The following is a 20194-nucleotide window of genomic DNA, read 5'->3' on the forward strand; positions in this document are numbered from 1 at the left end:
AACTTGTGTCCGCGCGTCTGCGAGGCCCGGGGCCCCTCAGTCGGTGCCGACCTCCATGGCCACGTCGTCGAGGGCGCGGTCGGAGTCGTCGACCTCGGCCGCGGGGTTGCGGGTGATGCGGTCGTAGCCGCCGGGCTCGATGGCGCCGTAGAGGGTGCCGTTCTCGACCAGCACCTGGCCCTGGTCGAGCGGCTGGGCGGCGTACTGCTCGAGCTTGTCGCGCGAGTCGGCGATGTCGAGGTTGCGCATGGTCAGCTGGCCGATCCGGTCGACGGGGCCGAAGGCGGCGTTCTCGGTGCGCTCCATCGAGAGCTTGTCGGGGTGGTAGGAGAAGTTCTCCCCCGAGGTGGCGAGCACCGTGTAGTCCTCGCCGCGACGCAGCCGCAGCGTGACCTCCCCGGTCACCAGCGAGGCGATCCAGCGCTGGATCGACTCGCGGATCATCAGCGCCTGCGGGTCGAGCCAGCGGCCCTCGTAGAGCAGCCGGCCCAGCTTGCGGCCCTCGTTGTGGTACTGCGCGACGGTGTCCTCGTTGTGGATCGCGTTGAGCAGCCGCTCGTACGCCGCCCACAGCAGCGCCATGCCGGGCGCCTCGTAGATGCCGCGCGACTTGGCCTCGATGATGCGGTTCTCGATCTGGTCGCTCATCCCCAGGCCGTGGCGCCCACCGACGGCGTTCGCCTCCATCACCAGCGCCACGGCGTCGTCGAAGCGGGTGCCGTTGATCGCGACCGGGCGGCCCTGCTCGAAGCGGACGGTGACGTCCTCGGTCTCGATGGCGACCTCGGGGTCCCAGAACTTCACGCCCATGATCGGCTCCACGGTCTCGAGCGAGACGTCGAGGTGCTCCAGCGTCTTGGCCTCGTGGGTGGCGCCCCAGATGTTGGCGTCGGTGGAGTAGGCCTTCTCCTTGCTGTCGCGGTAGGGCAGGTCGTGCTCGGTGAGCCACTGGCTCATCTCGGCGCGGCCCCCGAGCTCCTGCACGAAGTCGGCGTCCAGCCACGGCTTGTAGATCCGCAGCTCCGGGTTGGCCATCAGGCCGTAGCGGTAGAACCGCTCGATGTCGTTGCCCTTGAAGGTCGACCCGTCGCCCCAGATGTCGACGCCGTCCTCGTGCATCGCGCGCACCAGCATGGTGCCGGTGACGGCACGGCCGAGCGGGGTGGTGTTGAAGTAGGTGCGGCCGCCGGAGCGGACGTGGAAGGCCCCGCAGGCGATCGCGGCCAGGCCCTCCTCGACCAGCTGGGCGCGGCAGTCGACGGCGCGGGCGATCTCGGCGCCGTACTCCACCGCCCGGTCGGGCACGCCGGAGATGTCGGGCTCGTCGTACTGCCCGATGTCGGCGGTGTAGGTGCACGGGACGGCGCCCTTGTCGCGCATCCAGGCCACCGCCACCGAGGTGTCGAGCCCGCCCGAGAAGGCGATGCCGACCCGCTGACCGATCGGCAGCGAGGTGAGGACCTTGCTCATGGATGTCCCTTCGTGAGGTGAGTGGTGTCGTCGAGGGTGGTGCGGTGCGCACCGTTGGCCAGGTCGAGGAAGCGGCGTTCGAGCAGCGCTCCCCCGGCCGGGTCGCGGGAGATCACCAGGACGGTGTCGTCGCCCGCGATGGTGCCGAGCACGTCGCCGAGCTCGGCCTTGTCCATGGCCGAGGCCAGGAAGTTGGCGGCCCCGGGGGGCGTGCGGAGGACGACCAGGTTGGCCGAGGACTCCGCGGAGACCAGCAGCTCGCCGCACAGGCGGGAGAGCCGGGCCTCGGAGGCGGCGCTCTCGCGGGCCACGACCGGGGTGCGGTCGCCGCCCTCGCCGGGGACGGCGTACACCAGGGCGCCGGAGGAGCCGCGGACCTTGACGGCGTCGAGCTCGACCAGGTCGCGCGAGAGCGTGGCCTGGGTGACCGCGATGCCGTCGGCGTGCAGCCGGTCGGCGAGGTCGCCCTGCGAGCGCACCTGGCCGGTGCCGAGGATCTCCACGATGCGCTGCTGCCGGGCCCCCTTGGTGACCGGGATGTGGGCGCTGTCGCTCACGCGCAGTCCCCGGACCGGCTCCGGTCGAGCAGCCAGGTCATCACGGCCTTCTGGGCGTGGCGCCGGTTCTCGGCCTCGTCCCAGACCACGCTCTGCGGGCCGTCGATGACCTCGGCGGTGATCTCCTTGCCGCGGTAGGCCGGCAGGCAGTGCAGCACCAGGGCGTCGGCGTCGGCGTGGCCGAGCAGGGTGGCGTCGAGCTGCCAGGGGGCGAAGGCCTCCACGCGTGCCGCCGCCTCGTCCTCCCGGCCCATGGAGACCCAGGTGTCGGTGGCGACCGCGCCGGCTCCGGTGACGGCCTCCACCGGGTCGGCCACGAACGCCACCGAGCCGCCGGTGGCGTGCGCGACGGTCTCGGCCTGGGCCAGCACCTCGGGGTCGGGGTGGAACCCCGTGGGGCCGCTGACCCGCACGTGCATGCCGGCGGTGGCGCCGGCCAGCAGGTAGGAGTGGCCCATGTTGCAGGCCGCGTCGCCGACGAAGGCCAGCACCTGGCCGGCCAGCGGCCCGTGGTGCTCGCGCAGCGTCAGCAGGTCGGCCAGCACCTGGCAGGGGTGGAACTGGTCGGTGAGCGCGTTGACGACCGGGACGCCGCAGTGCTCGGCCATCTGCTCCAGCCGCGACTGGTCGTGGGTGCGCCAGACCACCATCGCGGCCTGCCGTCCGAGCACCCGGGCCACGTCGGGCACCGACTCGCGCACGCCGACCTGGGCCAGCGACCCGTCGATGATCATCGGGAAGCCACCGAGCTCGGCGATGCCGGAGGCGAACGACGCCTGGGTGCGCAGCGTGGGCTTGTCGAAGAGCACGGCGACGGTGCGCGGTCCGGCCAGCGGGCGCTCGTCGTACGGCGCGGCCTTGAGGCGGACGGCCAGGTCGAGCACCTCGGCCTGCTGGGCGGGGGTGAGGTCGTCGTCGCGCAGGAAGTGCCGCGTCACGACGGGCTCCCGGGAGCGGTGAGGCCGGCGGCGTCGAGCAGCCCGGGCCAGGCGTCGAGGAAGGCCGTCACGTCGGCGTCGGTGACCACCAGCGGCGGCGCCAGGCGGATCCGGTCGGGACCGGTCGCGTTGATGATCCAGCCCTGCTCCTGGGCAGCGGCCACGACCGCGGGGGCAGCCGACTCGGCCAGGCTGAGGCCCACCAGGACGCCGAGCCCGCGGACCTCGGTGACCCGCGGGTCCCGGGCCAGCGAGGAGCGCAGCCGGGCGCCGACCTCGGTGGCGCGGGCCAGCAGCCCGTCGCGCTCGATGGTGTCGATGACGGCCAGCGCCGAGGCGCAGGAGAGCGGGTTGCCGCCGAAGGTGGTGCCGTGGTGGCCGGGCTCGAACAGGTGCGCCGCGCGGCCCAGCCCGATGGTCGCGCCGATCGGGACCCCGCCGCCGAGGCCCTTGGCCAGGGTGACGACGTCGGGCACCACGCCGGAGGGCTGGCTGGCCAGCCAGGTGCCGGTGCGGCCCATCCCGCTCTGGACCTCGTCGAGCCACAGCAGCGCGCCGTGGCGCTCGGTGATCTCGCGGGCCGCGGTGAGGAACGCGGCGGGGGCCTCGTTGACGCCGGCCTCTCCCTGCAGGGGCTCGATCACGACGGCGGCCGTCTCGTCGGTGACGGCGGCCGCCAGCGCCTCGACGTCGGCGAAGGGCACCCAGGTGACGTGGCCGGGCAGCGGCTCGAAGGGGGTCCGGTAGGCCTGCTTGGAGGTCAGCGCCAGGCTGCCCATGGTCCGCCCGTGGAACGCGTCCTCCATGGCCACCAGGTGGGTGCGGCCGGTGAGCCGGGTCAGCTTGAGCGCCGCCTCGTTGGCCTCGGTGCCGGAGTTGGAGAAGAACACCCGGGCCTCGACGTCAGCGGGCGTCATCAGCGCCAGCAGCCGCTCGGCCAGCTCGACCTGGCGCGGGGTGGTGAAGAAGTTGGAGACGTGGCCCAGCGTGCCGACCTGCTCGGTCAGCGCCGCCACCAGGGCGGGGTGGGCGTGGCCGAGGGTGTTGACGGCGATGCCGCCGAGGAGGTCGACGTACTCGCGGCCCTCGTTGTCCCAGACGTGGGCGCCCTCGCCCCGGACCAGCGCCAGCTTGGGCGGGCCGAAGGAGTTCATCAGGCTGGCGGCGTACCGCTCGTGCAGGTCGCTCACGGGGTGTCCCCTCCGTCGCTGTCCTCGTAGGAGTAGGCCTTGCGCAGCTTGGTCTCGACGCCGGGCAGCACCTGGGTGCCGACCCCCTCGTCGGTGAACAGCTCGAGGAGCACGGCGTGGGCGTGGCGGCCGTCGACGACCGTGGCGCGCGGGACGCCGTGGGTCACGGCGTCGTGGCAGGCCCGCATCTTGGGCACCATGCCCGAGTCGAGGCTCGGCATCAGCTCGGCGAGGGCCTCGGGGCCGATCTCCTGGATCACCTCGTCGCTGTCGGGCCAGTCGCGGTAGAGGCCCTCGACGTCGGTCAGCACCAGCAGCTTCTGGGCGCGGAGCGCGACGGCCAGGGCGGAGGCGGCGGTGTCGGCGTTGACGTTGTGGACCACGCCGTCCTCGTCGGGGGCGACGCTGGAGATGACCGGCACCCGGCCGGCCTCGATGAGGTCGAGCACCGCCTCGGGGCGCACCCGGGAGACCTCGCCGACGAGACCGAGGTCGACCTCCTCGCCGTCGACGACCGTGTTGGTCGCCTCGGCGGTGAACAGGCCGGCGTCCTCGCCGGAGAGACCGACCGCGATGTGGCCGTGGTGGTTGATGAGGCCGACCAGCTCGCGCTGGACCTGTCCGACCAGCACCATCCGGACCACGTCCATGGCCTCGGGGGTGGTGACGCGCAGGCCGCCGCGGAACTCCGACTCGATGCCGAGCTTGTCGAGCATCCGGGAGATCTGGGGGCCGCCGCCGTGGACCACGACCGGCTTGAAGCCGGCGTAGCGCAGGAACGCGATGTCCTCGGCGAACGCCACCTTGAGGGTGTCGTCGGTCATGGCGTTGCCGCCGTACTTCACCACGACGACCTGGCCGTGGTACCTCATCAGCCACGGGAGGGCGCCGGCGAGGACCTGGGCGGGGACGGAGGAGGGGGGCTTGGTCATGAGGAGTACGCGCTGTTCTCGTGGACGTAGGCATGGGTCAGGTCGTTGGTCCAGACGGTGGCCCGCGCGTCGCCCGACTTGAGGTCGATCGTCACGCTCACCTCCCGGCCGGAGAGGTCGACGCCGGCGGGGTCCTCCGCCGGCGTGGACCGGCGGCACACCCAGACGCCGTTCATGGCGACGTCGAGGTCCGCGGGGTCGAAGGCCGCCTGCGTGGTGCCGATGCTGGCCAGCACGCGGCCCCAGTTGGGGTCCTGGCCGAACACCGCGGCCTTGAACAGGTTGCTGCGGGCCACGCTGCGCGCGGCCTCGACGGCGTCGGCCTCCGAGGCGGCGTGGAGCACGGTGATGGCGATCTCGTGGTCGGCGCCCTCGGCATCGGCCAGCAGCTGCATCGCCAGGTCGGTGCAGGCCCGGGTCAGGGTCTCGGTGAAGTCGGGCAGCGAGGGCGTCACGCCGCTGGCGCCGCTGGCCATCACGGTCACGGTGTCGTTGGTCGACATGCAGCCGTCGGAGTCGAGGCGGTCGAAGCTCGCGGCCGTCGCGACGCGCAGGGCGGCGTCGAGGTCGGCGGCCGGCACGACCGCGTCGGTGGTGAGCACGACCAGCATCGTGGCCAGCTGCGGCGCCAGCATGCCGGCGCCCTTGGCCATGCCGCCGACCGACCAGCCGCCGCCGTCGACGACGACCTGCTTGCTCACCGAGTCGGTGGTCATGATCGCGGTGGCGGCGTCCGCGCCACCGTCGTCGGACAGGGCCGCGGCGACGGTGTCGACACCGGCCAGCAGCACCTCGCGGTCGTTGGTCAGCCCGATCAGGCCGGTCGAGCACACCACGACGTCGACGGCACCGACGCCCACGCGCTCGGCGACGCGCTCGGCCACGGCGTGGGTGGTCTGGAAGCCCGCGGGCCCGGTGTAGCAGTTGGCGCCACCCGAGTTGAGGACGACGGCCCGGACGGTGCCGTCCTTGACGACCTCCTGGCTCCACAGCACCGGGTTGGCCTTGCAGCGGTTGGCGGTGAACACCGAGGCCGAGTCGTACGTCGGACCCTGGTTGACCACGAGCGCCAGGTCCTTCGGGGGACCGTCCTCGCGGGGGGACTTGATGCCGGCCGCGACGCCGGCGGCGGTGAACCCGGCGGGGTGGGTGACGCTCATGAGGAGCTCCTGGAGGGCTTGACGGGGACGGCGGGGGCGACTTGGTGGCCCCGTCGTCGCCACGCCTCGGCGGCCCGGTCGGCGTCGCCGACCGGCACCAGCACCCAGTCGGTGTCGTAGGTGGAGATCGTGAAGACGCTGATCCCCTCCTCGGCCAGCGGCGTCAGCAGCGCCACCAGCACGCCGGTGAGCGCGAAGTCGAGCGGGCCCTGGACGGCGAACGCCGTGAAGGGGCCCTGCTGCTGCGTCTTGCGCGGCACGCTGCGCGTGGCGCAGACCAGGCTGGTCTCGCGGGCGGTCGCGGTCACCGAGAACAGGGACGAGGACTCGACCCACGACGGCACCTCAGCGCCCGGCCCGAGCCGCACGACGGCGAGCTTCTCGGGGAACTGCTCCAGGGTGAAGGTCGCGGCGGGTCCCGTGGTCCCGGTCGGCTCGACCGGCGTCGCGCCGCTCACGGCGCCAGCCCGACGGTGGTGAGGCCGGTGGCCTCGGGGAGCCCGAGCGCGAGGTTCATGCACTGCACGGCCGCTCCCCCGGTGCCCTTGGCGAGGTTGTCGACCGAGGCGACGACGACCACCCGGCCGGCGGCCTCGTCGAGCGCGACCTGGAGGTGGACGCTGTTGGAGCCCAGGACGGCCTTGGTGGTGGGCCACTGGCCCTCGGGCAGCAGGTGGACGAACGGCTCGTCGGCGTACGCCTGCTCGTAGACGGCGCGCACGTCGGCCTCGCCCACCCCCTCGGCGACCGAGCCGCTGGCGGTGGCCAGGATGCCGCGCGGCATCGGCACCAGCACGGGGGTGAAGGAGAGCCGGACCTCGGCGTCGGTGAGCCCGCCGAGGTTCTGCAGGATCTCGGGGGTGTGGCGGTGCGTCCCGCCCACGCCGTACGCCGAGGCGGAGCCCATCGTCTCGCTGCCGAGCAGGTGCGGCTTGGCCGCCTTGCCGGCTCCGCTGGTGCCGCTGGCGGCGACGACCACGAGGTCGTCGGCGGCCACGACGCCGGCGGCGACCGCGGGCGCGAGCGCGAGCGTCGAGACGGTCGGGTAGCACCCGGGGACGGCCACGCGCCGGGCGCCCGTGAGCAGCTCGCGCTGGCCCGGCAGCTCGGGCAGGCCGTAGGGCCAGGAGCCGGCGTGCGGGGAGCCGTAGAACCGCTCCCACAGGGCGGGGTCGGTGAGCCGGAAGTCGGCGCCGCAGTCGACGACGACGGTGTCCTCGCCCAGGGCCGCGGCCACCGCGCCGGACTGGCCGTGCGGCAGGGCGAGGAAGACGACGTCGTGGCCGGCCAGGGTCTCGGGGGTGGTCTCCTCCAGCACCCGGTCCGCCAGCGGGACCAGGTGGGGCTGCAGCGACCCGAGGGTCTGCCCCGCGTTGGACCCGCCCGTCAGGGCACCGATCTCGACGTCGGGGTGCCCGAGCAGCAGCCGGAGGACCTCTCCCCCGGCGTACCCGCTCGCCCCGGCCACAGCCGCTCTCACCTTCGCCATGTGCATGACTATACAGAAGTCTGCATAGTCCGCCAACGCGGGCGAGTGGCCGGGCCGGGGCGTCCCGGGTCGGGTGCGGTCGAGCGGTCAGCCGATCCGGAACTCGCCGAGCTCGTCCCAGTGGTCGCCCTCCATGAGGACGTTGCGCACCTTCGGGGTCTCCTGGACGTACTGCGGGAGGTCGGCCTGCGCCTGCTTGAAGTGGTCGCTGGTCACGTGGGCCTCGGCGGCGTCGTCCTGGAAGGCCTCGATGAGGACGTACTCGTGGGGGTCGTCGACGCTGCGCGACCACTGGAAGAACAGGTTGCCGGGCTCGGCGCGGGTGGCCTCGGTGAAGTCCTTGCTCAGCTCCACCCAGTCGTCGGCGTGCTCGGGCTTCACCTTCCACTTGACGCAGATGAAGATCATGCGGGGCGCTCCTCGGGGTGCGGGGTCACGGTCGCGGGCGATGCTGCCAGAGGCCGCGTGGGGGGACCACCGCCGTTGTCGTGGGTTGAGAAGCGTGGGAGGTGTCGCGGGGCTACCCCGGCCCCCCTACCCTGTGGCCATGGTCACGGCGACGCAGGAGCACGGCTCGCGGCCGGGCTCGGTGCACCGCACCCTGGACATCCTCGAGGTGGTGGCCGCCCGCGGGGGCGCGTCCGCCAAGGAGATCGCCGACGCGACCGGTCTCCCGCTGCCGACGGTCTACCGGCTGGCGCGCGAGCTGCTCGACAGCGACTACCTGGTGCACATCCGCGAGGAGAAGCGCTTCGAGCTCGGCTACAAGCTGCACCAGCTCGGCGTCTCGCTGCACCAGCAGATCGGGGTGCCGCGGCAGGTGCGCGCCGAGGTGAGCGCGCTGCACGAGCAGCTCGACCTGGCGGCGTACTTCGCGGTCCACCGGGGCTCGCAGATCACCGTGGTCTTCACCGCCGACTCCCCCACCTGCCCGCGGCTGCGGCCGATCGACTTCGGGTTCCACGAGGCCGCCCACGCCACCGCGCTGGGCAAGATCCTGCTCGCCAGCATGGAGCCGGAGCAGCGCGCCCTGCACCTCGACCCCGAGCCGATGCCGCGCTTCGGCCCCGGCACCATCACCCGCCACGAGGAGCTGAGCGCCCAGCTGGCCGTGGTGGCCGACCGCGACCTGGCCTGGGAGCACGGCGAGTTCCAGGCCGGCGCCACCTGCGTGGCCGCTGCGGTCCGCAGCGGCAACGGCGCCCTGCTGGGCTCGGTGGCCGTGTCGGGCACCGACGCCCGGATGGCCCAGGCGCCCGAGCAGGTGGAGACCGCGCTGCGCGCCGCCGCGTCGCGGGTGAGCCGGTTCTACCGGGCCGGTCGGACCCAGGCCCACTGACTTCTCACCACGCGATAAGCGGGGTTGGCGCGCGGGTGAGGGCTTCCTAACGTGGCGTCCATCACAGGGGCCCGGCAGGTGACCGGGCCGGATCAGGGAGCACCCATGGCCGCATCGACCCGCGCCGCCTTCACCCCGGAGGCCCGCGCCAACCTCGTCCGCCTGCTGCGCGCGGCGTACCCCCACCCGAGCTTCCCGGACGGTCCCTACGAGCGGACCGCCGACACCATCATCGACCAGGTCGACGAGTCGCTGTGGCACCACCTGGCCCTGGTCAACGGGCTGGAGAGCCTCGACGTCGCGGCCCAGCGCTCGCGCGGCACCCGCTTCGTCGACCTCGACGACGAGCAGGCGCTGGCGCTGCTGCGCGGCATCGAGGACGCGGAGTTCTTCGCCTTCGTGCGCGGCGTCACCGTGGTGACGCTCTACAACGACCACGAGGTCTGGGACCTGCTCGGCTACGAGGGCGAGTCGTTCTCCCAGGGCGGCTACCTGCACCGCGGCTTCGACGACCTGGACTGGCTGCCCACCCCCCGCATCGAGGAGTACGACGGGCCCGAGCGCCTCGTCGAGGTGGCCCCCGACGACCAGCTGAGCACCACCGGAGGGACGAACTGATGGCCGGCCAGACCCCGCACCTCGGCAACCCGATCGACCACGACGAGGAGGTCGTCGTCATCGTCGGCTCCGGCGCCGGCGGTGGCACCGTGGCCTACGAGCTCACCCAGAAGGGCATCCCCTGCGTGGTGCTCGAGGCCGGCCCGTGGCTGCTGCCCGAGGACTACGAGAACGACGAGTGGGCCGCGTTCAACCAGATGGCCTGGCTCGACAACCGCACCGCGTCCGGTCCCTACCGGGTCGCGACCGACTTCCCGAACCTGCCCGCCTGGATCGTCAAGGCCGTGGGCGGCACCACCACCCACTGGTCCGGCGCGACCCCGCGCTTCCGCGAGTACGAGTTCAAGACGCGCAGCCACTACGGCCGCATCGAGGGCGCCAACCTGCTCGACTGGCCGATCACGCTGGCCGACCTGGCGCCGTACTACGACCGCGCCGAGAAGGCGATCGGCTCCACCCACCGCCACGGCCGACCGGCCCTGCCCGCCAACAACAACTACAAGGTGCTGGCCAACGGTGCCGAGAAGGTGGGCTACAAGTTCTACGCGACCGGCCCCTACGGCACCAACGCCGAGCCGTACGACGGCCGGCCGGCCTCGATCCAGGACGGGTTCAACTTCCAGGGCGACAAGTCCACCGCCAAGTGGAGCACCGCCGTGCGCGAGATCCCCCGCGCCGTCGCCACCGGCAAGTGCGAGGTGCGGCCCTCCAGCCAGGCCGTCCAGGTCACCCACGACGCCAGCGGCCGCGCCGACGCGGTGCTCTACCTCGACGCCGACGGCAACCTGCACCGCCAGGCCGCCAAGGTCGTGTGCGTGGCCGGCAACTCGATCGAGTCGCCGCGGCTGCTGCTGATGAGCGCGAGCTCGCTGCACCCCGACGGGCTGGCGAACTCCTCGGGCCAGGTGGGCCGCAACTACATGCGCCACACCACGGGCTCGGTCTACGCCCGCTTCGACCAGCCGGTGCGGATGTACCGCGGCGAGACCATGGCCGGCATCATCGCCGACGAGGCCCGCCTGGACACCTCGCGCGGGTTCGCGGGCGGCTACTACATGGAGACCCTCTCGCTGGGGCCCGCGTTCCTCGCGGCCTTCGCCGAGCCGGGCTCCTGGGGGCCGGAGTTCACCGAGATCCTCGACGCCTACTCCCGCACCGCCGGCATGTGGGTGGTGGGCGAGGACATGCCGCAGGAGACCAACCGGGTCACCCTCAGCTCGGGCCACCAGGACCAGTGGGGTCTGCCCGCTCCCGACGTCCACTTCGAGGACCACCCCAACGACGTCGCGATGCGCGAGCACGGCTACGGTCGCGCGGACATGCTCTACGAGGCCGTCGGTGCCAACGGCACCCACCACACCCCGCCCTACCCGGCGACCCACAACCTGGGCACCTGTCGGATGAGCGAGCGGCCGGAGGACGGCGTGGTCGACGCGTTCGGGCAGGCCCACGACGTGCCGGGCCTCTACGTCAGCGACGGCTCGGTGATGACCACCGGCGCTGCGGCCAACCCGACGCTCACCATCGTCGCGCTGGCGATCCGGCAGGCCGAGCACATCGCCTCGCAGCTGGGCACGGGAGCGTCCTGAGCACCCTGGCCCGCGACCTCGGACGGGCGCTCGGAGACCACCGGGTCTCCGGGCGCCCGCTCGACCTGCTCGCCCGCGCCCACGACGCCTCCCACTACCTGCTCCACCCGCAGGCGGTCGCCACCCCCGGGGACGTCGACGGCGTCGCCGAGGTGATGCGGGCCTGCACCCGGCTCGGGGTCCCGCTCACCTTCCGCGGCGGCGGCACCTCCCTCTCGGGCCAGGCGCTGAGCGACTCGGTCCTGGTCGACACCCGCACCGGGTTCACCGGCATCGAGGTGCTCGACCAGGGCGCCCGGGTGCGGGTGCAGCCGGGCGCGACGGTGCGCGCGGTCAACACCCGCCTGGCCCGCCACGGGCGCAAGCTCGGCCCCGACCCCGCCAGCGAGATCGCCTGCACCCTGGGCGGCGTCATCGCCAACAACTCCTCGGGCATGCAGTGCGGCACCGCCCTCAACACCTACAACACCGTCGAGTCGATGGTGGTGGTGCTGCCCAGCGGCACCGTCGTCGACTCCGCCGACCCCGGTGCCGGCGCGCTGCTCGCCGAGCGCGAGCCGGGCCTGCACGCCGGGCTGCTGGCGCTGCGCGACCGGGTGCGCGGCGACACCGGCTCGGTGGCGACCCTGGAGCGGCTGTTCGCGCTCAAGAACACGATGGGCTACGGCCTCAACAGCTTCCTCGACCACGACGACCCCGTCGACCTGCTGGTGCACCTGATGGTCGGCAGCGAGGGCACCCTCGGCTTCGTGGCCTCGGCCGTCTTCCGCACCGTCGAGGTGATGCCGTCGGTGGCGACCGGGCTGCTGGTCTTCGACGACCTCTCGACCGCCTCCTCGGCGGTGCCCGACGTGCTGGCCACGGGCGTCGCCACGGCCGAGCTGCTCGACGCCGCCTCGCTGCGCGTGGCCCAGTCCGACCCCGGCTGCCCCGAGCAGATCCGGCGCCTCGACGTACGCCGCCATGCCGCGCTGCTCGTCGAGCTCCAGGCGCCGGACGCCGACGCCCTGGCCGACGCCCGCGCGCAGGCCGAGCCCGGCCTCGGCGGGCTGCCGCTCACGTCGTCGGCCGAGCTGACCACCGACGCCGCCGAGCGCGCCTCGCTGTGGCGCACCCGCAAGGGCCTCTACAGCGCTGTCGCAGCCGCCCGTCCCCAGGGCTCCAACGCGCTGCTCGAGGACGTCGCGGTGCCCGTGGACCAGCTCGGCGACATGTGCCGGGGCCTGACCAGGCTGTTCGACCAGCACGCCTACGAGTCGCCCGTCATCTTCGGCCACGCCCGCGACGGCAACCTGCACTTCCTGCTCGACGAGCGCTTCGACGACGCCGCGATGCTGCGCCGCTACGAGGACTTCACCACCGACATGATCGACCTCGTCCTCGACCTCGGCGGCACCCTCAAGGCCGAGCACGGCACGGGCCGGATCATGGCGCCGTTCGTGGAGCGGCAGTACGGCGCCGAGCTGACCGGCGTGATGCGCGGGCTGAAGCGGCTGTTCGACCCCGAGGGCGTGCTCAACCCGGGCTCGGTGCTGACCGACGACCCGGGGCTGTGGCTGCGCGACCTCAAGACCGCCGCCCCGGTCGAGGAGGAGGTCGACCGCTGCGTCGAGTGCGGCTTCTGCGAGCCGGTGTGCCCGTCGCGGTCGCTGACCCTCACGCCCCGGCAGCGGATCGTGCTGCGCCGCGAACGCGAGGCCGCCCTGGCCCGCGGCGACCACGACCTGGTCGCCTCGCTCGACGAGGACTACGCCCACGACGGCGTCGAGACCTGCGCCGCCGACGGCATGTGCGCAGGCGCCTGCCCCGTGCTCATCAACACCGGCGACCTGGTCAAGCGGCTCCGGTCCGAGGCCACCTCCCCCACCAGCGAGCGCGTCTGGCGGGCGGCCGCCGGCCACTGGGACGGCGCCACGCGCGCCGCGTCCGCCGCTCTCACCACCGCGGCACGGCTGCCCGACCCGGTCCCGGTCGGGCTGTCCCGGGCGGGCCGGCGCGTCGCCGGCGAGGAGCAGGTGCCGCTCTACGACCCCGCCCTGGGTCCGGGCGGTGCCCGTCGCGAGGTGCTCAGCGACCCCGCGGCCGAGGTGGTGCTCTTCAGCGCCTGCGTCGGCACCATGTTCGGCGGCGGCGCCGACGACGCCTTCCGCACCCTGTGCGAGCGCGCGGGCGTCCGGCTGCGCACGCCCGACGACCTGCCCTCGCTGTGCTGCGGCACGCCGTGGAAGTCCAAGGGCCAGGTGGCCGGCCACGAGCGGATGGCCGCCCTGGTGCGGGCCTCGCTCGACCGCGCCACCGACGGCGGCCGGCTGCCCGTCGTGGTCGACGCCAGCTCCTGCACCGAGGGCCTGCTCGGCGTGCTCGACGGCGTCGAGGTGCTCGACGCCACGACGTACGCCGTGCGCCACCTGCTGCCGCGCCTGACACGGTCGACGTCGGTGCCGGCCGTGGTGGTGCACCCGACCTGCTCCAGCACCGCGCTGGGCGCCACCGACGACCTGGTCGCCCTGGGCCGCTTCGTCTCCGACGACGTGCGGGTGCCCGATGCCTGGGGCTGCTGCGCCTTCGCGGGCGACCGGGGGCTGCTGCACCCCGAGCTGACCGCGTCGGCCACCGCCCCCGAGACGGCCGAGGTGCAGGCGATGGCGCTGCCGGCCGGGGCGGCGTACGTCTCGGGCAACCGGACCTGCGAGATCGGGATGACCCGGGCCACGGGCGCGTCGTACCGCCACGTGCTGGAGGTCGTCGAGGAGGCCACTCGGTGACCGGTCCCGACCTGGTGGTCGGCGACGTCCTGCTCGACGGGGGCGAGCGCGTCGACCTCGAGATCTCGGGCGACCGGCTCGACGCCGTGGTGCCGGTCGGCACCGGCGCGGGCCGTGACCGCGTCGAGGGCCGCGGCCGGCTCGCCCTGCCCGGCTCGTCAACGCGCACGCCCACGTCGACAAGTCGTGGTGGGGCCTGCCCTGGCAGTCCTACGAGGGCGAGCCCGGCGTCGAGGGCCGGATCCGCCACGAGCGGGCACGGCGCGACGAGCTCGGCATCCCGGGGCCCGCGATCACCGCCGCCGTCCTGGAGCAGCTGGTCGCGCACGGCACGACCGCGATCCGGACCCACGTCGACGTCGACCTCGGCCTGGGCCTGCGCGGCATCGAGGTGGTGCGCGAGGCGGCGGCGGCGTACGACGGGGCGCTGCGGGTGGAGGTGGTGGCCTTCCCGCAGGACGGCGTGCTGCGTCGACCCGGCGTGATGGCGCTGCTCGACCGGGCCGCCGCCGAGGGCGCCGAGCACGTCGGCGGACTCGACCCCGCCAGCATCGACCGCGACCCCGTGGGCCAGCTCGACGGCCTGTGCGAGATCGCCGAGCGGCACGGCTGCGGCATCGACCTGCACCTGCACGACCCCGCCGAGCTGGGCGCCTTCCAGGTCGAGCTGCTGCTCGAGCGCGTCGAGCGCCACGGCCTGCAGGGCCGGGTGACCGTGGCCCACGGCTTCGCGGTCGCCCAGCTCGAGCCCGCGCGCCGCCGCGACCTGCTGCAGGCCATGAGCGAGCTCGGCGTCACCATGACCACGGTCGCCCCGCTCGGGCTCCCGCAGCTGCCGCTCGCCGAGCTCGAGGAGGCCGGCGTCGCGCTCGGACTCGGCACCGACGGCATCCGCGACCTGTGGAGCCCCTACGGCACGGGCGACACCCTGGGCACCGCCCGGCAGTACGCCCGCGCCTGCGGCCTGGCCCGCGACGACGACCTGCGACGGGTCGTGTCGCTGGCCACCGGCGCCGGCGGCCGCTTCGTCGGCGGCCAGGCCCACGGCCTGGTCGAGGGCTCCCGCGCCGACGTGGTGCTCCTCGACGCCGAGAACGCCATGGACGCGCTCGTGCGCACCCCCGACCGGTCGCTGGTGCTGGCCGGCGGGCGGGTGCTGCACGGGGGCTAGCGGCGTACCTGCCGTCACGTGCGCACCACTGGACGTTGTTCCCGGTCGCTGGGCGGGTGTTGCGACAGACGTCCAGTCACTGATTACCCGGACGTCCGGGTGATCAGCGCGGTTCGAGATCGGCGGCTGCCGCGGCGTACCTCCTGTCACGGGAGCACCACCCGACGTCCTTCCTGACCACTGGACGTCTGTTGCAACAGACGTCCAGTCACCAATTACCCGGACGTCCGGGTAATCAGCGGCCCCCTCAGGCCCGGCGCTCCACCCCGTGCCGCTGGACGGCGAGCTCGACGGCCGCCTCGCGGGCGGCGGAGGTGTCCTGCTCGGTGAGGGTGCGGTCGGGGGCCCGGAGGCGGAGGGCGAAGGCCAGCGAGCGGCTGCCCTCGGGCACCTGGGCGCCGGTGTAGACGTCGAACAGGCGCACCGACTCGCACAGCGGGCCGGCGCCCTCGCGGAGCGTGGCGGCCAGCTCGGCCACCGGCAGCGCGACGGGGGCGACGAGGGCGACGTCCTCCTTGGCGACCGGGTACGTCGAGAACTCCGGCGCCCGCGGCGGGACGGCGCGCGACAGCAGGGCGTCGAGGTCGAGCTCGGCCACGGCCGTGCGGGGCGGGACGCCGAGGTCGCGGCAGACCCGCGGGTGCAGCTCGCCGGCGTGGCCGACGACGACGCCGTCGACCAGGAGCTCGGCGCAGCGGCCGGGGTGCCAGGGCGCGAGCGACGCGGACCGGGCCTCCAGCTCGAGGCCCAGCGCGGTCGCGACCACCCGGGCGGTCTGGATCGCGTCGGCCCAGCTCGCCGGGCGGCCCTCGCCCCACCAGCCGGCCCGCTCCCGGTCGCCGGCCAGCGCCAGCGCGAGGTGCAGCGGCTGGTCGGGCACGGCGCCGGTCAGCTCGGCCCACTCCTGCTCGGTCGGGCGGCGGTCGACCCCGAGGATCGGGGCACCGGCGCCCTCGCGGGGCAGCGTCACCGGCGCGACCTCGAAGAGCGCGACGTCGCCGTTCCCGCGCCCGACGTTGCGGGCCAGTGTGCCGAGCAGGCCCGGCAGCAGCGTGGTGGTCATGAGCGGCTGCTCGTGGCTGAGCGGGTTGGCCAGCCGCAGCGCCGTACGACGGGGGTCGTCGGCCTGGAGGCCCAGGCGGTCGAGGTCGGCCTCGCCGACGAAGGGGAAGGTGAGGACCTCGACGTACCCGTCGCCCGCGAGGGTGCGACCGACCCGGCGACGCAGCGACTGGGCGGGGGTCAGGCCACGGCCCGACGGCGCGGTCGGCAGCACGCTCGGGACGTCCTCGTAGCCGACGACCCGCGCGACCTCCTCGACCAGGTCGAAGGGGTCGGACAGGTCGGGGCGCCAGCTGGGCAGCACCGCGGTCAGGGCGTCCGGGCCGGCGTCGACCTCGCAGCCCACGGCCCGCAGGTTGGCGATCGTGGTGTCGGAGGCGATGTCCATGCCGGTGACGCGGGCGGGCAGGTCGAGCGGGATGCTGACGCTGCGGCGCTCCGGGGGCGTGCCGACGACGGTGACGCCCGGGTCGACGGTGCCGCCGCCGAGCTCGGCCAGCAGCGTGACCACGCGGTCGGCGGCGGCCTCGCAGATCTCCGGGTCGACGCCGCGCTCGTTGCGCTTGCCCGCCTCGGAGGTCAGCTTGTGGCGGCGGCCGGTGCGGAACATCGACGGCGCGTCCCAGTGGGCCGACTCGACCAGCACCCGGGTGGTCGTCGCCGACATCTCGGTGCTCTCGCCGCCCATGACGCCCCCGAGCCCGATCAGCCCGGAGTCGTCGGTGACGACCAGGTCCTCGGGCGAGAGCGTGCGGACGGTGCCGTCGAGGGTCGTCAGCCGCTCCCCCGCCCGCGCCCGTCGTACGCCGATGGCGCCGGTCAGCTTGTCGGCGTCGTAGCCGTGGATCGGGCGGCCGAGCTCGAACATCACGTAGTTGGTGACGTCGACGGCCAGCGAGATCGAGCGCTGGCCGAGCAGCGCGAGCCGGCGCACCATCCAGTCGGGGGTCGGCGCGGTGGGGTCGAAGCCGGACACGGTGCGGGCCACGAAGACGGGGCAGCCGACCGGGTCGTCGACGACCACGGGGTGACCGGCGTCGTCGGCGGGAGGGACCTCGCGCCGGGCCGGGTCGTGGAAGGCGACGCCGTGGGCCAGCGCGGCCTCGCGGGCGACCCCACGCAGCGACAGGGCGTAGGCGCGGTCGGGGTTGATCTCGAGCTCGATGACCTCCTCGCGCAGGCCGAGCAGCTCGAAGACGTCCTCGCCGGGCTCGCCGGCGTCGGGGGCCAGCACCAGGATGCCGTCGTGGTCGTCCCCGAGGCCGAGCTCGCGGGTCGAGCAGATCATCCCGGCCGAGAGGTGGCCGTAGGTCTTGCGCGCGGAGATCTCGAACCCGCCGGGCAGGACGCCGCCGGGCAGCACCACCACGACGAGGTCGCCCACGCCGAAGTTGTGGGCGCCGCACACGATGCCCTGCGGCTCGCCCGTGCCGTTGGCGTCGCCCACGTCGACCGAGCACCAGTTGATGGTCTTGCCGTTCTTCTGCGGCTCCGGCTCCACCGAGAGCACGCGGCCGACCACCAGCGGGCCGGTGATGTCGTGGCCGGGCCGCTCCAGCGCCTCGAGCTTGAGCCCGAGCGCGGTGAGGCGGGCGGCGAGGTCCTCGGCGGTCACGTCGGCCGGCAGGTCGGCGAGCTCGCGGATCCAGGACAGGGGGGCCTTCATCTACAGGTCACTTCCGAACGCGGTGGAGAAGCGGACGTCGCCCTCGAACATGTCGCGCATGTCGGAGACGCCGTGTCGGAACATCAGGGTGCGGTCGATCCCCATGCCGAACGCGAAGCCGGTGAAGCGCTCCGCGTCGACGCCGCAGGCGACCAGGACGCGCGGGTTGACCACGCCGCAGCCGCCCCACTCGATCCAGCCCTCGCCCTTGCAGGTGCGGCAGTCGGCGACGGCCGGGGCCAGGCCGCGGCACACGAAGCAGCGCAGGTCGACCTCCGCGGACGGCTCGGTGAAGGGGAAGTACGACGGCCGGAAGCGGGTCGTGATCCCGTCGCCGAACATCGACGCGGCGAAGTGGTCCAGCGTGCCTTTGAGGTGGGCCATCGTGATGCCCTCGTCGACGACCAGGCCCTCGACCTGGTGGAACATCGGGCTGTGCGTGGCGTCGTACTCGTCGGTGCGGAAGACCCGGCCGGGCGAGACGACGTAGATCGGGGGCGTGCGGGTCAGCATGGTGCGCGCCTGCACCGGGCTGGTCTGGGTGCGCAGCACGAGGTGGTGCTCGGCCGGCTCGGTCCAGAAGGTGTCCTGCATGGTGCGGGCGGGGTGGTCGGCGCCGAGGTTGAGGGCGTCGAAGTTCAGCCACTCGGCCTCGACCAGCGGTCCCTCGGCCACCTCCCAGCCCATGGCGACGAAGACGTCGGCGATGCGCTCGGACAGCATCGTGATCGGGTGCCGGGCACCGGCGGGCCGGCGGTCCCAGGGCAGCGTGACGTCGACGGCCTCCTCGTCGATCATCCGCGCCTCGGCCTCGACCTCGAGCTCGGCCTGGCGGGCGGCCAGGGCGGTGGTGAGGTCCTTGCGGGCCTGGCCGACGCGACGACCGGCGTCCTTGCGGGCCTGGGGCGGCAGCGCGCCGATCTCCCGGTTGGCCAGCGCCAGCGGGCTGCGGTCGCCCGCGTGCTCGGTTCGCACGGCCCTGAGCTCCTCGAGGTCACCGGCCCCGGCGATCGCGGCCAGCGCCTGCTCCCGCATGGCGGTGACGTGCTCCTCGTCGAGCGGGGTCACCTGGACCGGGTCGTACTCGGTGTTGGGGCCCGACATGAGTGCCTTTCGTGGGGCGCGCCCGTGGTGCGGGACGCGGAGAGGTGCCGGCGTGGTGCGGCGGCTGCGCAGGTCAGTCTAGGAACCCGCGCCGGGCGGGCACCAACCGGATTCAGCGGCGGTCCTCCGAGGGCCAGTGCACGTCGAGCCGCGCGCCCCCCGCGGGGGACTCCCCGATCCGCACCTCGCCGCCGTGCACGCGGACCAGGCCGCCGACGAGGTACATCCCCAGGCCGGTGCCGCCGCGCACGCCGTGCTTCCAGAACTTGGTGAACACCCGGGCCCGGATCGCCTCGTCGATGCCCTCGCCCTCGTCGTCGACGAGCAGCCGCACGCCGCGGTAGGGCCGCTCCAGCGGCTCGAGCGTGACCGTGACCGTGCCCTCGCCGTGGCGCACGGCGTTGTCGACCAGGTTGGTCACCACCTGGGCGAGCTTGTCGGGGTCGGCGAAGACCGGCGGCAGCCCCTCGGCGTACGCCGCCACGACGGGTCGCGAGGTGGCCTCGCGGGCCGAGGCGAGGCACCGGTCGACGATTGGGCGCGGGTCGGTCTCGCGGGGGTAGAGCGGGAGCCGTCCGGTGTCGATGCGGGCCACGTCGAGCAGCTCCGCGATCAGCCGGGAGAGCCGCTCGGAGTCGGCGTGGACCGTCGTCAGCATCAGCCGCTTCTGGTCGTCGTTGAGCCGGTCCCACTTGGTCAGCAGCGTGGAGACGAACCCCTTGACGCCGGTCAGGGGCGAGCGCAGCTCGTGGGCCACCGTGGCCACCAGGTCGGAGCGGTCGCGGTCCAGCCGGGCCCGGCCGCGGCCCGAGCGGATCACCAGCGAGACCAGGGACACCGGGCCGTGGCGGCGCTCGCGGGTGATCCGGCCGGTGACCAGCACCTCGGTGCCGTCGGGGGTCAGCCAGGACTGCTCGGTGAGGCCGACGCGGCTGCCGATGCCGTCGTAGGGCCGGTTGCCGGACCACCAGTCCTGGCTCTCGGTGTCCTGCAGCGCCATCACCTCGCGCAGCGGCCGGCCGGTCTCGGCGGTGGCGCCGAGCAGCCGGCGGGCGGTGGCGTTGACGGCCGTGACGGTGCCGGCGGCGTCGGCCACGACCACGCCGTCGGGCAGGGAGTCGAGCAGCGCCTGGGGGTCCACCCG

17 protein-coding genes are annotated in these 20194 nt (G+C 73.9%); 5 read left to right on the top strand and 12 right to left on the bottom strand.

What is annotated here, in order from left to right:
* Positions 1 to 36 precede the first annotated feature (36 nt).
* The 9 genes from argG to BLU55_RS05860 all read right to left on the bottom strand — a co-directional run bounded on the left by argG (position 37) and on the right by BLU55_RS05860 (position 8144).
* On the bottom strand, positions 37 to 1470 hold the full coding sequence (argG, locus tag BLU55_RS05820) for an argininosuccinate synthase (protein ID WP_091727149.1): 1434 nt from the start codon (positions 1468 to 1470) through the stop codon (positions 37 to 39).
* On the bottom strand, positions 1467 to 2027 hold the full coding sequence (locus tag BLU55_RS05825; protein ID WP_091727151.1) for an arginine repressor: 561 nt from the start codon (positions 2025 to 2027) through the stop codon (positions 1467 to 1469). The genes argG and BLU55_RS05825 overlap by 4 nt, the downstream gene beginning before the upstream one ends.
* The gene (gene argF, locus BLU55_RS05830; RefSeq protein WP_091727153.1) at positions 2024 to 2965 is read right to left on the bottom strand and encodes an ornithine carbamoyltransferase; all 942 of its coding nucleotides are present in this window, start codon (positions 2963 to 2965) and stop codon (positions 2024 to 2026) included. The genes BLU55_RS05825 and argF overlap by 4 nt, the downstream gene beginning before the upstream one ends.
* Positions 2962 to 4155, bottom strand: a complete 1194-nt coding sequence (locus BLU55_RS05835) for an acetylornithine transaminase (protein ID WP_091727155.1) — start codon at positions 4153 to 4155, stop codon at positions 2962 to 2964. The genes argF and BLU55_RS05835 overlap by 4 nt, the downstream gene beginning before the upstream one ends.
* Positions 4152 to 5087, bottom strand: a complete 936-nt coding sequence (argB, locus tag BLU55_RS05840) for an acetylglutamate kinase (protein WP_091727157.1) — start codon at positions 5085 to 5087, stop codon at positions 4152 to 4154. The genes BLU55_RS05835 and argB overlap by 4 nt, the downstream gene beginning before the upstream one ends.
* On the bottom strand, positions 5084 to 6247 hold the full coding sequence (gene argJ, locus BLU55_RS05845; protein ID WP_091727159.1) for a bifunctional glutamate N-acetyltransferase/amino-acid acetyltransferase ArgJ: 1164 nt from the start codon (positions 6245 to 6247) through the stop codon (positions 5084 to 5086). Before argJ ends, argB begins: the two co-directional genes overlap by 4 nt.
* Entirely contained in the window at positions 6244 to 6705 is a 462-nt protein-coding gene (locus BLU55_RS05850; RefSeq protein ID WP_197681113.1) for an ACT domain-containing protein, read from the bottom strand. The genes argJ and BLU55_RS05850 overlap by 4 nt, the downstream gene beginning before the upstream one ends.
* A complete protein-coding gene (gene argC / locus BLU55_RS05855) occupies positions 6702 to 7742 on the bottom strand; it encodes an N-acetyl-gamma-glutamyl-phosphate reductase (protein WP_091727161.1) in 1041 nt (346 codons plus the stop codon). The genes BLU55_RS05850 and argC overlap by 4 nt, the downstream gene beginning before the upstream one ends.
* An 81-nt stretch (positions 7743 to 7823) precedes the next feature.
* Positions 7824 to 8144 (bottom strand): putative quinol monooxygenase, encoded by a 321-nt coding sequence (locus tag BLU55_RS05860; RefSeq protein WP_091727163.1) that lies wholly within the window; start codon positions 8142 to 8144, stop codon positions 7824 to 7826.
* A 139-nt stretch (positions 8145 to 8283) separates the two neighbouring features.
* On the opposite strand from BLU55_RS05860, the gene BLU55_RS05865 reads away from it, so the two are divergent.
* The 5 genes from BLU55_RS05865 (at position 8284) to BLU55_RS05885 (ending at position 15218) form a co-directional block, all read left to right on the top strand.
* Positions 8284 to 9075, top strand: coding sequence for an IclR family transcriptional regulator (locus BLU55_RS05865; RefSeq protein ID WP_091733491.1), 792 nt, complete (start codon positions 8284 to 8286; stop codon positions 9073 to 9075).
* 105 nt (positions 9076 to 9180) lie between these two features.
* A complete protein-coding gene (locus BLU55_RS05870; protein ID WP_091727165.1) occupies positions 9181 to 9693 on the top strand; it encodes a gluconate 2-dehydrogenase subunit 3 family protein in 513 nt (170 codons plus the stop codon).
* On the top strand, positions 9693 to 11282 hold the full coding sequence (locus BLU55_RS05875) for a GMC family oxidoreductase (protein WP_091727169.1): 1590 nt from the start codon (positions 9693 to 9695) through the stop codon (positions 11280 to 11282). Before BLU55_RS05870 ends, BLU55_RS05875 begins: the two co-directional genes overlap by 1 nt.
* A gap of 155 nt (positions 11283 to 11437) precedes the next feature.
* A complete protein-coding gene (locus BLU55_RS05880) occupies positions 11438 to 14047 on the top strand; it encodes an FAD-binding and (Fe-S)-binding domain-containing protein (protein ID WP_231917063.1) in 2610 nt (869 codons plus the stop codon).
* A gap of 394 nt (positions 14048 to 14441) precedes the next feature.
* On the top strand, positions 14442 to 15218 hold the full coding sequence (locus BLU55_RS05885; protein ID WP_331713743.1) for an amidohydrolase family protein: 777 nt from the start codon (positions 14442 to 14444) through the stop codon (positions 15216 to 15218).
* Between the two features lie 247 nt (positions 15219 to 15465).
* Here the strand turns inward: BLU55_RS05885 and pheT are convergent, their stop codons facing one another.
* The 3 genes from pheT to BLU55_RS05900 all read right to left on the bottom strand — a co-directional run bounded on the left by pheT (position 15466) and on the right by BLU55_RS05900 (position 20191).
* Positions 15466 to 17946, bottom strand: a complete 2481-nt coding sequence (gene pheT, locus BLU55_RS05890; protein ID WP_091727172.1) for a phenylalanine--tRNA ligase subunit beta — start codon at positions 17944 to 17946, stop codon at positions 15466 to 15468.
* A complete protein-coding gene (gene pheS, locus BLU55_RS05895; RefSeq protein WP_091727175.1) occupies positions 17947 to 19050 on the bottom strand; it encodes a phenylalanine--tRNA ligase subunit alpha in 1104 nt (367 codons plus the stop codon).
* Between the two features lie 112 nt (positions 19051 to 19162).
* Entirely contained in the window at positions 19163 to 20191 is a 1029-nt protein-coding gene (locus BLU55_RS05900; RefSeq protein ID WP_091727177.1) for a sensor histidine kinase, read from the bottom strand.
* Positions 20192 to 20194: the final 3 nt, after the last annotated feature.

The organism is Nocardioides scoriae, from assembly GCF_900104965.1.
Lineage (GTDB): Bacteria > Actinomycetota > Actinomycetes > Propionibacteriales > Nocardioidaceae > Marmoricola > Marmoricola scoriae.

What these genes read in the sequence shown, in the direction of transcription:
- argB (WP_091727157.1), bottom strand. Translation starts at nt 5,087, where the DNA reads ATGACCAAGCCCCCCTCCTCCGTCCCCGCCCAGGTCCTCGCCGGCGCC.
- BLU55_RS05865 (WP_091733491.1), top strand. Translation starts at nt 8,284, where the DNA reads ATGGTCACGGCGACGCAGGAGCACGGCTCGCGGCCGGGCTCGGTGCAC.
- argG (WP_091727149.1), bottom strand. Translation starts at nt 1,470, where the DNA reads ATGAGCAAGGTCCTCACCTCGCTGCCGATCGGTCAGCGGGTCGGCATC.
- argC (WP_091727161.1), bottom strand. Translation starts at nt 7,742, where the DNA reads ATGCACATGGCGAAGGTGAGAGCGGCTGTGGCCGGGGCGAGCGGGTAC.
- BLU55_RS05875 (WP_091727169.1), top strand. Translation starts at nt 9,693, where the DNA reads ATGGCCGGCCAGACCCCGCACCTCGGCAACCCGATCGACCACGACGAG.
- argJ (WP_091727159.1), bottom strand. Translation starts at nt 6,247, where the DNA reads ATGAGCGTCACCCACCCCGCCGGGTTCACCGCCGCCGGCGTCGCGGCC.
- pheS (WP_091727175.1), bottom strand. Translation starts at nt 19,050, where the DNA reads ATGTCGGGCCCCAACACCGAGTACGACCCGGTCCAGGTGACCCCGCTC.
- pheT (WP_091727172.1), bottom strand. Translation starts at nt 17,946, where the DNA reads ATGAAGGCCCCCCTGTCCTGGATCCGCGAGCTCGCCGACCTGCCGGCC.
- BLU55_RS05880 (WP_231917063.1), top strand. Translation starts at nt 11,438, where the DNA reads ATGCGGGCCTGCACCCGGCTCGGGGTCCCGCTCACCTTCCGCGGCGGC.
- BLU55_RS05860 (WP_091727163.1), bottom strand. Translation starts at nt 8,144, where the DNA reads ATGATCTTCATCTGCGTCAAGTGGAAGGTGAAGCCCGAGCACGCCGAC.
- BLU55_RS05870 (WP_091727165.1), top strand. Translation starts at nt 9,181, where the DNA reads ATGGCCGCATCGACCCGCGCCGCCTTCACCCCGGAGGCCCGCGCCAAC.